At 73.3% G+C, this 13179-nt stretch carries 12 protein-coding genes; 6 read left to right on the top strand and 6 right to left on the bottom strand.

Annotated elements, in window-relative coordinates; translation table 11 throughout:
• The first annotated feature begins 64 nt into the window (after nt 1-64).
• Nucleotides 65-520 carry an ATP-binding protein gene (locus tag IF19_RS0104710; RefSeq protein ID WP_030118200.1) on the top strand — a complete coding sequence of 152 codons (456 nt, stop codon included), beginning with the start codon at nt 65-67 and terminating at the stop codon, nt 518-520.
• Between the two features lie 33 nt (nt 521-553).
• On the opposite strand, the gene IF19_RS0104705 is transcribed toward IF19_RS0104710, so the two are convergent.
• Complete coding sequence (locus IF19_RS0104705; protein ID WP_030118199.1) at nt 554-1717, bottom strand: PP2C family protein-serine/threonine phosphatase; 1164 nt, start codon at nt 1715-1717, stop codon at nt 554-556.
• A gap of 86 nt (nt 1718-1803) precedes the next feature.
• Between IF19_RS0104705 and IF19_RS0104700 the strand changes: the two genes are divergently transcribed.
• Nucleotides 1804-2319, top strand: a complete 516-nt coding sequence (locus IF19_RS0104700) for a MarR family winged helix-turn-helix transcriptional regulator (RefSeq protein WP_030118198.1) — start codon at nt 1804-1806, stop codon at nt 2317-2319.
• Between the two features lie 224 nt (nt 2320-2543).
• A complete protein-coding gene (locus IF19_RS0104695; RefSeq protein ID WP_078580458.1) occupies nt 2544-2906 on the top strand; it encodes an STAS domain-containing protein in 363 nt (120 codons plus the stop codon).
• Between the two features lie 101 nt (nt 2907-3007).
• On the opposite strand, the gene IF19_RS0104690 is transcribed toward IF19_RS0104695, so the two are convergent.
• Nucleotides 3008-3712: a (2Fe-2S)-binding protein gene (locus tag IF19_RS0104690; RefSeq protein WP_030275990.1), complete on the bottom strand. Its 705-nt coding sequence runs from the start codon at nt 3710-3712 to the stop codon at nt 3008-3010.
• Nucleotides 3713-3954: 242 nt separating this feature from the next.
• Here IF19_RS0104690 and IF19_RS0104685 point away from each other — a divergent pair, with 242 nt between their 5' ends.
• On the top strand, nt 3955-5091 hold the full coding sequence (locus IF19_RS0104685; RefSeq protein WP_030118194.1) for a DMT family transporter: 1137 nt from the start codon (nt 3955-3957) through the stop codon (nt 5089-5091).
• Here IF19_RS0104685 and IF19_RS0104680 read toward each other — a convergent pair.
• Nucleotides 5061-6437: a transglycosylase family protein gene (locus IF19_RS0104680; protein ID WP_030118193.1), complete on the bottom strand. Its 1377-nt coding sequence runs from the start codon at nt 6435-6437 to the stop codon at nt 5061-5063. The genes IF19_RS0104685 and IF19_RS0104680 overlap by 31 nt on opposite strands.
• Before the next feature lie 188 nt (nt 6438-6625).
• Complete coding sequence (locus IF19_RS0104675) at nt 6626-7234, bottom strand: TetR/AcrR family transcriptional regulator (protein ID WP_030118192.1); 609 nt, start codon at nt 7232-7234, stop codon at nt 6626-6628.
• 81 nt (nt 7235-7315) lie between these two features.
• Here IF19_RS0104675 and IF19_RS0104670 point away from each other — a divergent pair, with 81 nt between their 5' ends.
• Both IF19_RS0104670 and IF19_RS1000000135345 read left to right on the top strand, forming a co-directional pair.
• Entirely contained in the window at nt 7316-8068 is a 753-nt protein-coding gene (locus tag IF19_RS0104670) for an SDR family oxidoreductase (protein ID WP_030118191.1), read from the top strand.
• 197 nt (nt 8069-8265) lie between these two features.
• Entirely contained in the window at nt 8266-11256 is a 2991-nt protein-coding gene (locus tag IF19_RS1000000135345; protein WP_030118190.1) for a proline dehydrogenase family protein, read from the top strand.
• Nucleotides 11257-11469: 213 nt separating this feature from the next.
• Here IF19_RS1000000135345 and IF19_RS0104655 read toward each other — a convergent pair whose 3' ends face one another.
• Entirely contained in the window at nt 11470-12504 is a 1035-nt protein-coding gene (locus IF19_RS0104655; protein WP_050493690.1) for an alpha/beta fold hydrolase, read from the bottom strand.
• Nucleotides 12491-13141, bottom strand: coding sequence for a TetR-like C-terminal domain-containing protein (locus IF19_RS0104650; RefSeq protein WP_063755076.1), 651 nt, complete (start codon nt 13139-13141; stop codon nt 12491-12493). The genes IF19_RS0104655 and IF19_RS0104650 overlap by 14 nt, the downstream gene beginning before the upstream one ends.
• Nucleotides 13142-13179 lie beyond the last annotated feature (38 nt).

The following is a 13179-nucleotide window of genomic DNA, read 5'->3' as shown; positions in this document are numbered from 1 at the left end:
CGCCCCGGGTAGACGAATGTCGGAAAAGGTTTCCGACCTCACTGCGGCGCCTTGGCTGGAGCACATGAACGAACAGGTCACCTCCCCACCGGAAGATCCGGATCAGGGGCTGGCTTCCGCCGAGGTACTGCTCAGCGCCGAGGTCTTCGACGGCGAGCCGGGCTGCATCGCGATGGCCCGCGCACTCGCCGACGCCTTCCTCACGCGCCTCGTGGAGGAGTGCGCGGCCCCGATCGGCGAGCGCACGCGCAGCGACCTGATGCTGGCCGTCAGCGAACTGGTCACCAACGCGGACCGCTACAGCCACGGCCCCTACCTGCTGGAGCTGGAGGGCAACGCGCGGCTGATCAGCGTCACGGTGTACGACAGCAGCACCGCGATGCCCGTCCTGTACGCCCCCGACCCCTCGCGCCTCGGCGGCCACGGCATGGAGATCGTGGTGGCCCTGTGCGACCGGCTCACGGCCGAGCGGGTGCCGGTGGGCAAGCGGATCCGGGCGGAGTTCCAGCTCAGCACCTGAGTCCCGCGGCCCCGGTCGTGCGGCCCCTTCCCCTCAGTCCCGCTGTCTGCCGAACCAGTCCAGGCAGAGCACGAGCGCGTCGTCGAGCGTCTCGGTGCCGCGGTACGCCGCCAGGTCGGCGAGCACGGCGCGCGGGGCGGTGGCGGCCGGGAGGAGCCGGGTCGACTGGATGGAGCGCGCCAGCATGCGCTCCCCGTACGCCTCGCCCTGCGGGGACACCGCGTCGTAGACGCCGTCACTGAACAGCATCAGGCGGTCGCCGGGCTCCACGTGGAACTCCTGGACCGCGTACTGCGACTCCTCGAACATGCCGAGCGGCAACTGGGCGTCCAGTTCGAGCCGCCGGACCAGGCGGCCGCGCTGCATCCACAGCTGCGGCGATCCGGCGTCGACGACACCGACCTTCCCGGTCGCCAGCTCGAAGCGGAGCAGGAGGGTGGAGACGTGGGAGGCGCCCCGGTGCTGGTCGTAGATGGCCTGGTCGGCGAGGGCGGCCTGGTCCGCGATGCCGATGCCGGCCCGGCGGGCGTTGCGCAGGGCGTTGACGGCGAGGTTGGTGAGGAGCGACGCCTGTATGCCCTCGCCCATGCCGTTGGTCACCGCGACGGTCAGCTCGTCGGCGTCGGCGGCCCAGTCGAAGTTGTCGCCGTGTATGGCGTACGCGGGCTCCAACTGGGCCCCGATCGCGAACTCGGCGGCGGTGCAGGCGCGGGCGGGCAGCAGCTGCCACTGCATCTCGGCGGCGAGGGTGAGGCGGCTGGTGCGCCGGGCGCGCTGGTACAGGTCGGTGTCCCGCTCGGCGACCAGGATCTCGTGGCCCAGCAGGTCGGCCGCGTGCGCCAGATCGAGGGCCACCCCCGGGGTGGAGAGGGGCTGGGGCAGTCGGACGGTGAGGATGCCCAGGCGTTCGCCCCGGACCGTCACGGGCAGGAGGTGGTCGACGGCGTCGTCGTGGCGGACCTGCTGTTCGCGGGCCTCCTGGCTGCCGAAGGCCCGGCCCTCGGGACTGTTGTCGAGCGAGAGGGGCTCGTCGTCGGGCCGGTCCAGGGACTTCAGGACCCGCAGACCGTAGTCGGCCAGGTAGAGGTCCACCGCGAGCGCCCCGTAGACGCTGATGAGCGCGGTGCGCAGGGCGGCCAGCAAGGCGTGCGGCGGGGCGGCCCTCACAGCGGCCTCGATGTCCGTTCTTCTGTTCACGGTCTCACGCACATTCTTCGTCCTGCGACGTGGTAGGGGCCGAAGCCGGGCTGACAAGCGGGCCCGGCGAATGACAGAGTGGGTGGATGCCCCACCGAGGATTCCGCCCGAGCAGCCGCAATCAGGCGTCCGCCGACGCCGTCGCCGCCTCGGAGCTTCTGGAGGTGCTCTGGGGCCGGGGCCAGGAATCCGCCGCTTCGGGAACCGTGTCGCCGTCGCAGCTCCGGGCCCTCCTCGTGATCGAGAAGCACGAGGGAACGAACCTGCGGGCGCTGGGCGAGGCCCTGGGCTCGCGGCCCCCGTCCGTCAGTCGGCTCTGCGACCGCATGGAGGCGATGGGGCTCGTCAAGCGGGCCCCCAGCCCGACCAGCCGACGCGAGGTGGAACTGCGGCTGAGCCTGCGCGGACGGGCCCTTCTCGAAGAGTACCGGGCTCTGCGCGCCCGTGAACTGAACACGGTGCTGGAGCGGATGGACCCCGCCGCGCTCGCCGCGCTCTCGGAGGGCCTCGCGGCCTTCCACGCGGCCGCTTCGGTGCGCCTCTCCCCCACCGGGGGCACGACCGCCCCTTCCCTCCGCGATGATGTCGCCGACAGCGCCTAGCCTCATCCAGCTCCTGCTTCCGCATCCCTCGGCACTCCGCCGGCGACGGCGGCATGAGCAACCGTCAGGGACCAGATTGTTACCCGATGGAGAATGTTGTCAAATGGCAACTGTTACTTCTATCGTTACACCCGTACCCCACCGCGACCAGGGACGGAACAGGGGCCGACCTGTCCGACAGCATGCCTCCCCGTCCCCCTCCCGACCCGCCCGAGGTGCCCTCCGTGCTTTCATCGCCCAACGAAGACAGAGCCGTCAGAATCGTCACCCGCAGGGAACGGGGCGCTCTGGTCCTCGCGGTGTCGGGTGACCTCGACATCGACAGCGTCGGCCCCCTGGGGCAGGCACTCGCCTCGGCGGTCGACGACTGCGCCGGTCCGGTGGTCGTGGAGCTCTCCGGCGTGGGTTTCGCCGACTCGACGATGGTGAACGTGCTCCTGCAGGGGCACACCGCGCTGGGCGGCCGGATGCGGCTGGCCGCCCCGTCACCCTTCATGCGACGCCTGATCGACATGATCGGCCTCGACAGCGCCCTGCCGGTGCTCCCGTCGGTCGACGACGCCATAGACGCCGTCCTGCCGTCCTGACGTTTCTTGACGCCTTTCTTACGGCCCTCCGGTGTTCCCGACGCCGGAGGGCCTCGGCGTTCCCTGCGTCGCCGTGGCCGTGCCGGCCGGCCGGCCGGCCGCTACCGGTCCTTCGCGGCCGATCCGGGCGCACTGTCGAACACGCAGTCCCCGCACAGTCCGCCGCCGGGACAGCGCCAGTACAGGCAGCAGCTGCGCCGCCGGAACGCCGGGCCGTGCGGCGCCCCGGTGGAGCGCAGCGCCTCGTCGTCGAACAGTTCGGCCGCCAGCGCCCGCGCCCGCGCGGCCACGTCCGGCCGGTCCTGGGCGCGCGCGAACGCGACGAGTTCGCGTACGGCCCCGGCGAGCGCGGACCCCGCGTTGCCCCACAGGAGCCGCGGGGAGATGTTCCCCTCCCGCCGGAACGCCTCGGCCAGCGGCACCAGGTGCCCGTACTGGACCTGCTCGCGGATGACGGCCGCCGTGCCGGGCAGCTCCGCCGCCCCCGCGAGCCACAGGTCGTCGGGCGAGGTGGCCGACGGGTCCCAGTGCAGGAGGCCGGGCCCCAGGTCGGGTACGCGCCCGAGGAGCGCGGCCGGGCCCAGCGCGAGGGACCAGAGCCGGGCGGCCAGTCCGAGGTGGGCGATGGAGGCGGCGACCCTGCGCTCGGGCGCCGCGAGGCGCGCCGCGACCTTGTCGACCCGGGCGGTCAGCGGGGCGTTCGCACCCGCGTACAGCCGCTCCAGCGGCTGGTGTCCCCCGCCCGGGACCGGGGTGGCCCGCAGCGCGAAGAACCCGCCGACCGACGCCAGGAGCGCCAGGTCCATGATGTGCTCCCCTCGGTCCACCGACAGCCTCGGGCCGCTCCCGCGACCGGGCGCGCGGGCACCCACCGTGCCGCCCGCGCGGCTCACCGTATCCGCCGAGCGCCACCATCTGACGACCGGGGGCGATGGAGCTACCGTCGGGAGAAGGACGTCGGCCCGCGAGGCGTACTCCTGGGGCAGTACGCCGAAGTGCAGACTCAAGGACGACGACGTGGGGCCCCGGACGGGACATCGTGGTGTACATGAGCTCCCTTGCGTTGTCCGTGCTGCTGTCACTGGTCTCCGCGGTCGCCTACGCGGCCGGGGCGATCATCCAGGAGCGCGTGGCGGCGACCGGCGACAACTCCTCGCGTGCTCTGGTGCGCAACGGCGTGTGGTGGGTCGCCGTGGCGCTCAACGGGGCCGGCGCGGTCCTGCACGTGGTCGCGCTGGCCTACGGACCGCTCAGCCTGGTCCAGCCGCTCGGCGCGCTGACGATCGTGTTCGCCCTTCCGCTGGCGGCTCTGTTCGTCGGGCGGCGGGCGGGAGCGACCGCCTGGCGCGGCGCGTTGATGGCGACGGCGGGGCTCGGCGGGCTGCTGGCACTCACGGGGGACGCCGAGCCGCACACGCTGGACGGTCCGGAGCAGGTGCTGCTGGCCTCGGTGACGTTCGGCGCCGTCGGTGTGCTGGTGGTGTTCGCCCGGACGCTGCGGCGGCCGGTCCTGCGCAGCGCCGTCCTGGCCACGGGCGCGGGCGGGGCGTTCGGCATGGCCTCGGTGTTCACCAAGACCGTGGCCGTGGAGTGGACCTCCGGTTCGTTCCGTACCGGAGTGCTGCCGCTGCTGGCCATCGCCGGTCTCGCGGCGGCGGGACTGTTCCTGTCGCAGGCGGCCTACCGGGGCGCCGGGCTCACGGCCCCGCTCGCGACGGTGACGGTGGTCAACCCGGTGGTGGCCGCCGCGATCGGGATCACGCTGTTCGGCGAGCACTTCCGGCTCGGGGCGCCGGGCACGGCCCTCGCGCTCTGCTGCGGCGCCCTGGCCGCCGCCGGGCTGGTCCTGCTGACCCGGGAGCGGCTGGAGCGGGAGCACGCCGAGGAGGCGGGCGCGGCGTACTCGGGAGCCCGGTCCGCAGGTCCGGCGGGGGCTCCGGACGCGGTGCGCGGGACGGAGGAGGCGGACGGTGGGCAGCCACCGGCGTCACCGTCCCGGGCCGGCGTGCCGGTGCCCGCGGCGGGGCCCCGTGCCGGGGCGGACAGGACGTCGCCGCTGCGGCCCGGGCAGGCGGTGCCGCAGGCGGGGTCCGGTGCGCCGGGGCGGCGGCGCACCGGGGCCACCCTGCGGCCTCCCGTGTCCGAGCGGCCGGTTCAGACCTTGACGCCGCCCGCCCGGAGGTAGGCCAGCGGGTCGACGTCCGAGCCGTATCCGGGCCCCGTACGGATCTCGAAGTGCAGGTGCGGGCCCGTGCTGTTGCCCGTGGAACCGGAGCGGGCGATGCGCTGCCCGGCGGAGACCGACTGGCCGGCGCGCACGTGGAGCGCGGAGAGGTGGGCGTACTGGCTGTACTTGCCGTCACCGTGCCGGATGACGACCTCGTATCCGTACGCGCCCGCCCAGCCGGCCGAGACGACGCGGCCCGGGGCCACGGACTTGACCGACGTCCCGGTGGGCACGGGGAAGTCGACGCCGGTGTGGTAGCCGCTGGACCAGCCGCCGGCCTGCCGGTAGGGGGTACCGGTGCCGGCCGCCACCGGGGCGCTGAAGCCGGAGTGCTTCACGGCGCGTTCCGGGGCGGTCCGCTCCTTCTTGGGCGCTTCCCGCTTGGGCGCTTCCTTCTTCGGGGCCTGCTTCTTCTGGACTTGCTGTTTCGGGGCCTGCTGTTTCGGGGCTTCCCGCTTCTGCGTCTGCTGCTTGGGGGCTTCCTGATCGGAAGCTTCCCGCTTCGGGGCCTGCTGCTTCGGGGCTTCCTTCTTCGCCTCGGGCGCGGCGGACGGCGGCTTGGCGGCGGGCTTCCGTGTGGGCGCCGGGGCCGTCCCGCGCTCCCCCGGCTTCGAGGCGCGGCCCCCGTCGAGGCTCAGCCGCTGTCCGGGGAAGATCAGATCCGGGTCGTCGCCGACGACGGTGCGGTTGGCGGCGTAGAGGCCCTGCCAGCCGCCGCGGACCCGCTGGGCGGAGGCGATGCCGGAGAGGGAGTCGCCGCTCGCGACGGTGTACGAGTCGCGCTTTCCCGGTACGTGGGTGGGCGTCGCGGCGGCGGGTCGGGCCTGCGGCCGGGCGGGCGCGCTCCGCGGCGCGGCCTGGACGGGGCGGCTCCCGGCGCTCTGCGCCTCGGCGCCCGAACCCGGTGAGATCTCGGGTGCGTCCCCGCCCCGGGTGAGCCCCGCCCGTACGGAACAGGTGGGCCAGGCGCCGGGCCCCTGGCCGTCGAGAACCCGTTCGGCGACGGCGATCTGCTGGTCCCGGGTCGCGAGGTCGGCGCGCGGCGCGTACTCCGTGCCACCGTAGGCGGCCCAGGTGGAGCCGCTGAACTGGAGCCCTCCGTAGTAGCCGTTGCCCGTGTTGACGGACCAGTTACCGCTGGACTCGCAGGCGGCGACCTTCTCCCAGACCTCGCTCGGAGCGGCCCCGGCCGAGGCCGCGGTGATGAGCGGGAGCGCGATGCCCGCGCCGCCCGCCGTGACCGTGAGCGAAGCACGGTTGATGCGGCTGGGCTGATATCTGCGGTGCCGTCCGGTCGCGGCCATGCGTGGCTCCCCCACTGGCTTCGGTACATCTCGCAAGGGGCAACGTAGGTCCGGACGGTGACTGATCACAAGCAAAACGTGATACTCGGCCGCCGCCCGGCCGGCGGGTGGCCGGAATCCGATCCTTGGCGGAGCGGAGCGGACTTCGCCCGACCCGGTCTCTCAACTCCCCTTCGAGGCGTGTTCGTTCATGCCGCGCCGAGGTCGTCCGGCCACGCACGCATGGCCACTTCGGCGAGAGACTCCAACTCCTCCCGGCCGGCGCCGTCCCGCGCCTGCTGCGACATCCCCTGGATGACGGCCGCCGTGTGGCGCGCGAGCGCCGCCGCGTCGGTGCCCGGCGGCAGCACGCCCGCCCCGACGTCCTTCTGGATGTGCCGCGTGAACTCCGCGACGTTCCGCAGCCTGTGGTCGCGGAGTACCGCCACGACCTCGCCGGAGGAGCAGTTCTCCGCCGCACACAGCACCATGCAGCCACGCGGCCGACCCGCCACCGTGTACTCCCGCGCCGCCTCGCGCAGCATCCGCGCGAAACCGCTCCGCGCGGTCGGCTCCTCGGCCAGGGCCCGGCCGCCGAATCCGCCGTAGAGGGTCGCGTACACCTCCACGACCTCCCCGAACAGGGTGCGCTTGTCACCGAAGGCCGCATACAGGCTGGGAGCGGCGATGCCCATCACACGGGTCAGATCCGCGATCGAGGTCGCCTCGTAGCCCTGCTCCCAGAACGCCAGGGTCGCCTTCCGGAGAGCGTCCTCACGGTCGAAGGACCGTGGCCTGCCGCGCTGTTTCGTCGCCATCCGGCAATTCTATAGCGACCGCTAGGGAACGTGTTACGGTCCTTTCTGTATCGATCGCTAATGAAAGAGGGGGGCGGAGCCATGGGCTCGCTCACGGGGAAGACGGCGCTGGTCACCGGTGGCAGCAGGGGCATCGGGCGCGGGATCGCCGAACGGCTGGGACGCGACGGCGCACGCGTCGGCGTGCACTACGGCAGCAATGAGGCGGCGGCCGCGGAGACCGTGGCCGCGATTGAGTCGGCGGGCGGCACGGCGTTCGCCCTCGGCACGGAGCTGGCGGCCCCAGGCGCCGCCCAGACGCTCTGGACCGCCTTCGACAAGCACGCGGACGGCCTGGACATCCTGGTGAACAACGCCGGCATAGGCGTGTCGCGCGGCTTCGCCACTATCGACGAGGAGGAGTACGACCGCCTGTTCACCGTCAACACCAAGGCGCCGTTCTTCCTCACCCGGCTGGGACTCGACCGTCTGCGCGACGGCGGGCGCGTCATCAACATCTCGACGGGCCTCAGCCACGCGGCGATGATGCCGGACCTGATCGGCTACGCCATGTCCAAAGGGGCGTTGGACGTGTTCACGCGGAATCTGTCCAAGGTACTGGGCGACCGGGGCATCACCGTCAACGCGGTGGCGCCGGGCATCATCGACACCGACTCCACCTCGGACCGGTTGCGCGCGAGCGAGGAGGCGTGGGCCGACGCGGCCGCTCTGTCCACCTTGGGGAGGGTGGGCACTCCCGCGGACATCGCCGACGTGGTGGCCTTCCTGGCCTCGGACGACGGCCGCTGGGTCACGGGCCAGTGGATCGACGCGACAGGTGGGTCGCTGCCCTAAGGGCTGTCCGGGGGGAAGGGCCGGCCCGGCGTCCTCGCCCTCGAATCGGGACCGGTGGCACGGGGCTCGGCGCGACCGCATCGCCCGGGTGAGTGCTAACGTGCCGACCGGCTTGACCAACCGGCCCCCGTGATAACGGAGTTGTGCGGAGCACTCCGCGCGGGACACCAACGGGGGCGCGGAGACGGGGTGAACCCATGGGGGCGGAGCACGACGACGCGGAGCACGCGGCGGGGAGCGGTCCGGAGGGCTCGCGGGAATCCGGGCACCCGGACCATCCGGAGCTGGGCGCGCACCGCCGTACCTACCGCCCGGTGCGCAGGAAGCCGTCCGCGTACGCGCTCCTGGTGCTGGTCCTCGCCCCCGGCGCCGGACTGCTCTACCTGCTGGTGCTCCTCGCCTGTGCGGTCGTCGGCCGGGGTGGCGGCCCCGCGCCGGGGGTGGCCGGCGCGCTGGGACTGCTGGTGCCGTTCGTCGTACGGGTCTGCTGGTATCGGCGCCATACCGGGGTCGAGTTCCGCCTCCACGAGAACGGGCTCGTCGCGGTCACCGCGCGCGGCCGGGAAGTGGTCTACCCGTGGCGGACGACGGCGGTGTTCACGGACGGCTGGGACCGGTTCAAACTGGCCACTCCGCAGGGGGCGGTCGTCACCCTGGGCCCGCCCGGCCGTCGGCCCGCGTTCGGCGGAGAGCGGATCAAGGGGCTACGGACCCGCACGGTGATCCGGGGCGCACAGGTCGCCGAGGACGAGGAGTGGGATCCGGCGATCCGGCAGGGCGTCCTGAGCGCGCAGACGGAACCGGCCGTCCGAACGGCGCTCAGCGGCGGAGAAGTGCCTGTCGGAGACCTCGTGTTGAGCCGATCCGGTGTGACGGTACGGCGGGGACGCGGGCGGGACGACTTCTCCGCCTGGCAGGACGTCCGCTCGCTGGAGCTCTCGCCCGAGGGGCTGCTCATGATCTCCTCCCGCGGGAGGGACTTTCCGACCCACTTCATGCGGTACCGGTACCGGGTGGCGAACCTGGATCTCTTCCTCGCCCTCTCCCGGCAGTTGCACGAGAACGCCGTGCGGTGCGCGCCCGGGCCGGCTGCCGGTACCTCCGAGCCGGCGCCGCCCACGCCCGTGCGTACGCCCGATGCCGTGCCCGATTCGGCCGGGCCTGACTCGGCCGGGCCTGATTCGCCTCCGCCCGGCTCGTCCGCGCCCGGCTCTTCCGCGCCGGATCCGTCCACCCCGGCTCCGGGCTCGACCGCACCTGTCCCGGTCCCGGCTGCTTCTCAGTCCGGGCCGACCCCGGCCGCCACGGCCCCCTCACGTCCCTCCCCGGCCCCTGCCCGTACCGCCGCCGCCGTCCCGCGGGACGAGGTACTCGACCTGCTGTCCCATTACCTCGTCCTCGGCATGGGCGCGTGGGCGGCGTGGGCGCTCGGCACCCGGGACGAGATCGACGGTGTGGGCGTCGCGCTCCTCGCCGTCGTCAAGGCGGTCATCGGCGTCATCGCCGGGATGCTGGCCGGCCTGCTCGTCACGACCGCCATCGCGGCCACGTGGAAGGCAGGCGGCGAGATCGTGCTCGAAGCCGCGATCCGCTGGTTCCGCCACCGCCGCTTCGTCGCCTCGGCCGCACTCACCCTGGGCGCCTTCGTCGGCCCCTTAGCGCTGCTCTTCCTCCTCTTCCGCGCCTTCCCGTCCCGCCTGGTCCCCCTGGCGATGCTGCTGTTCTTCGGTGGCTGGGCAGTTCTGCTCGCGGTGGCACGGTGTCTGCCGTCGGAGAACGCGGCGGTACGCCATCTTCCCGACGCACCGGCCGTGTTGCTGGTCGCGCTCGCGTGCGAGCAACTGGTCTCCGGTGACGTGCTGACCGTCGCGCCCGCCGCCGGACTGTTCTTCCCGATCGCGCTGTGGCTCTCCTGGCGCGGTCGGCGGTGGATGCGGACAGCTCCGCGTCGTACCGTCCAGGCGGCGGCCGATGTGGTGCTGTCCGTCGAACTCGGGCTGGTGCTCACCCTGTTCATGGTCTGGCTCGCCAACGTCCTCTCGTTCACGCCGCCTCAGGTCACCGTCGTGCTGGAGGTCGTGGAGAAGGTACAGGGGCTGACCGAGGTCCACTGGCTGTACTGGATGGCGGCGTACACGGCACTGGCTCTCGGCAGTTACGCCCTGCTGCGGTGGCCGACGCTCGTCGTCCGCGCCCAACGCAGGCTGCGTCCGGCGCGGTTCGGCTCGTCACGGCTTCCCGTGCGCCTCGCCACGAACGCCGTTCAACGGTCGTTCTCCGGAATCAACATCGCCGTCATGGTCGCGCTGATCTTCCTCGTCGCCGTTGCTCCGGTCTCCGAGGGCGCGTGGAAGCGCCCGGTCGAGCGGCGGTACGCCCTGGAGGTGGAGCGCCGGGAGTACGCCGAGGGCTCGGCCGCCGCGTACCGGGAGATCCTGCGACAGGTCTCCCTTCACCCCCGGAGCGTGGAAGGGATCCGGGAAGTGATCATCGCGGTGGACCGGATCGCTCCGTCGGCGGAGGGCGAGTCGGTGAACCGGACGGCGTTGGACATCGCACGGCAGGCCGGACGGTTCCAGGCCGGAACGCTGGGCATCGACGCCGTCCCCGACGAGCCCGTACCGGACCCCGATCCCGGCCCGGCTCCGGAAGGCGACGATCTCGACGCCTCGCTCGGCCGACTCGATGAGACCCAGCGGCAGCGCGCGGAGCGGGAGGAACGGACGGACCGGTTCGCCGAGTCGGCCTCGCTCGCGATCACCCGGGCCTTGGACACGCTCGATCTGGGGGACAACGAGGCCGTCCAACTCGTCAAGGAGTATCTCAGCGGGCTGGTGGAGGACGGCCCGGTGAAAACGGCCTTCCACCGCTGGGGCGAGGGCGTCGGGCGCCGCCCGCCCGAGGGCGGGCGGCTCGTCCGCATCGACGTCAGCCGTCTGACGGCGGTGGCCTACGAGCGCACCGCCGCGGCGGTCGACCGGGCCGACGCCGGCCTGCTCACGTTCTACGGGCGGTTCGGCGTCGGCGTCCCGGCCGAGGACGCCTCGGTCGCCCGCGCGGTCGACCTGGCGAACCAGCACCGGTACGTCCAGCAGGGCACCGGCCCCTGCACGGGCTGTGCCGCGCCTCCGGCGGACGGGATCGGCACGGGCGGCACCGGCACGACCGGAGGCGGCGGCCGTCGCTGAGGCCCGCCGCCCACCACCGCCGCTGAGGCCCGCCACTCAGCGCCACCGGGGCCCGCGCCGACGCGGAGAGAGCGGGACGCTCAGCCGACGCGACGGGGCGTCACCGCTCAGGTCGCCGGTGCGCGGTGAACTCGCTGACGGATACCTCGGCCTCGCTTCCCGGGACCTCGACGAAGCGGCCGTCGGACTTCACCCGGGCCGCGGCCTCGCCGTTCAGCCGAGCAGGACTTCCCGCAGCCTGGCGCCGAACGCCACCGGATCCTCCGTGAGGCCGACATGGCCCCCGGGGAACTCGGCCGTCGCGCTTCCGACCCGCTGGGCCAGCCGTTCGGCTGCGACGGCCGGCAGCAGGGCCCGCGAGTCCCGGCCCACGCCGACGACGAGCTTCGGCGCGGCGGTCCGGAGAGCGTCGAGATCCGGGGCGTGTCCGCTGAACGAACAGAGCACGTGCTCCAGGAAGACCGGCAGGTTGGCCATCATCCGCCGGACAGTGGCGGCCTCGGCCTCAGCCGCGGCGTCGACTTCGGCTCCGGCTCCGGCGCCGGCGCCGTTTTGAGCTTCGGCTTCGGCCTCGGCCTCGGATGCTCCGCCGCTCTCCTCCGGTGGGGCGGTGGCCCCGCCGTCCTCCACCGGCCCGGTGGCGGCTCGGCTCTCCTCGTCCGCCCCGGTGGCGACCTCGTACCGCCCGCCGCCCGCGCCGCCCTCCGGGGCGAGACCGGCAGCCATCGTCGCCATCGCGGCCTCCACCCCGTCCCGCAGGAACGACTCCCGTACCGCCGCGAAGACCGCCCGCCCGGCGGCCGGGTCCGGCAGCAGCTCCACCAGGGGCGGTTCGTGCGCCACGACCCGGCCGACCAGGCCGGGCCGCCGGGACAGCAGGTCCAGGGCGACGATCGCGCTGGAGCTGGAGCCGAACACGGCCGCCGGCGCGCCGTCCGGGGAGAGCAGCTCGATGAGGCGCGCGACGTCCTCGCTGTGTGTGCCGGGCAGTTGCTCGCCGGCAGGCCCGTGGAGGGTGCTGCGCGAGTAGCCGCGCGGATCGAACGCGACCACCGTCCACCGGTCCGCCAACCCCGCCGCGAGAGTGTCGTAGATCCCGGCGTCGGCGCTGCCGCCCGGCATCATCACCAGCAGCGGGCCCCGGCCGCGTACCTCGTAGTGGAGCGTCGCACCGGGCGCCTCCAGTCGTCCGGTGCGCACGGCGGTGGCGGCCGTGGCCGCCGCAGTGGTTGCGTCAGTCGTCGGCATGCCTGTGCGCATGGCCGTCCCCCTTCGTTTCGTCTTCCTCGTCGGCCGTGGCGTTCTGCTCGGCGGCCGGCTCCGCGGGCCAGTGCTCCAGCACCGTGTGCAGCGCCTCGACGGTCCGCTCCCAGGACGCCTCGACGTCGCGGGCGGCACGGAACGCCCCGTCCGCCTCCAGGTCGCTGAAGCCGTGCAGGGTGCTGCGCAGCATCCGTACGGCGTCGGTGAGCGCGGGCTCGGTCAGGCGGTAGGCGCGCATCATGCCGTAGATGGTCGAGACCGTCCGGCGGAAGGCGCTGGACTGCTGGGCGACCTCCGGGTCGATCCTCATCTGCGTCGCCTGGTACCGCCCGGGATGCTCCAGTGCGAACTCCCGGTACGCATAGGTGAATCCGACGAGCGCGTCCCGGCCCGCGCGTCCGGCCACCGCTTCGCTCAGCCGGTCCGCGAACTCTCCGGCGGCCAGCAGCGCGACCCGGGTCCGCAGATCCTGGAGGCCGCCGACATGGCCGTAGAGGCTGGCGTCCTTCACGCCGAAGCCCCGGGCCACCGCCGAGACCGTCACCTGGTCGAAGCCGATCGAGTCGGCCAGATCGGCGGCCGCCGCGACCACCCGCTCGGTCGTCAGTCCCGCACGCACCATGCGAGGCTCCCCCTCCGCATCCCTGCCGAACCTAGACT

It is taken from the genome of Streptomyces californicus, assembly GCF_000717645.1.
GTDB lineage: Bacteria > Actinomycetota > Actinomycetes > Streptomycetales > Streptomycetaceae > Streptomyces > Streptomyces californicus.
This window is presented reverse-complemented; position numbering and strand designations above follow the sequence as displayed.

Coding starts and splice junctions, on each gene's coding strand:
- IF19_RS0104685 (WP_030118194.1), top strand. CDS start 3,955: ATGAGCTCCCTTGCGTTGTCCGTGCTGCTGTCACTGGTCTCCGCGGTC.
- IF19_RS0104655 (WP_050493690.1), bottom strand. CDS start 12,504: ATGCCGACGACTGACGCAACCACTGCGGCGGCCACGGCCGCCACCGCC.
- IF19_RS0104680 (WP_030118193.1), bottom strand. CDS start 6,437: ATGGCCGCGACCGGACGGCACCGCAGATATCAGCCCAGCCGCATCAAC.
- IF19_RS0104650 (WP_063755076.1), bottom strand. CDS start 13,141: ATGGTGCGTGCGGGACTGACGACCGAGCGGGTGGTCGCGGCGGCCGCC.
- IF19_RS0104700 (WP_030118198.1), top strand. CDS start 1,804: ATGCCCCACCGAGGATTCCGCCCGAGCAGCCGCAATCAGGCGTCCGCC.
- IF19_RS0104710 (WP_030118200.1), top strand. CDS start 65: ATGAACGAACAGGTCACCTCCCCACCGGAAGATCCGGATCAGGGGCTG.
- IF19_RS0104690 (WP_030275990.1), bottom strand. CDS start 3,712: ATGGACCTGGCGCTCCTGGCGTCGGTCGGCGGGTTCTTCGCGCTGCGG.
- IF19_RS1000000135345 (WP_030118190.1), top strand. CDS start 8,266: ATGGGGGCGGAGCACGACGACGCGGAGCACGCGGCGGGGAGCGGTCCG.
- IF19_RS0104675 (WP_030118192.1), bottom strand. CDS start 7,234: ATGGCGACGAAACAGCGCGGCAGGCCACGGTCCTTCGACCGTGAGGAC.
- IF19_RS0104670 (WP_030118191.1), top strand. CDS start 7,316: ATGGGCTCGCTCACGGGGAAGACGGCGCTGGTCACCGGTGGCAGCAGG.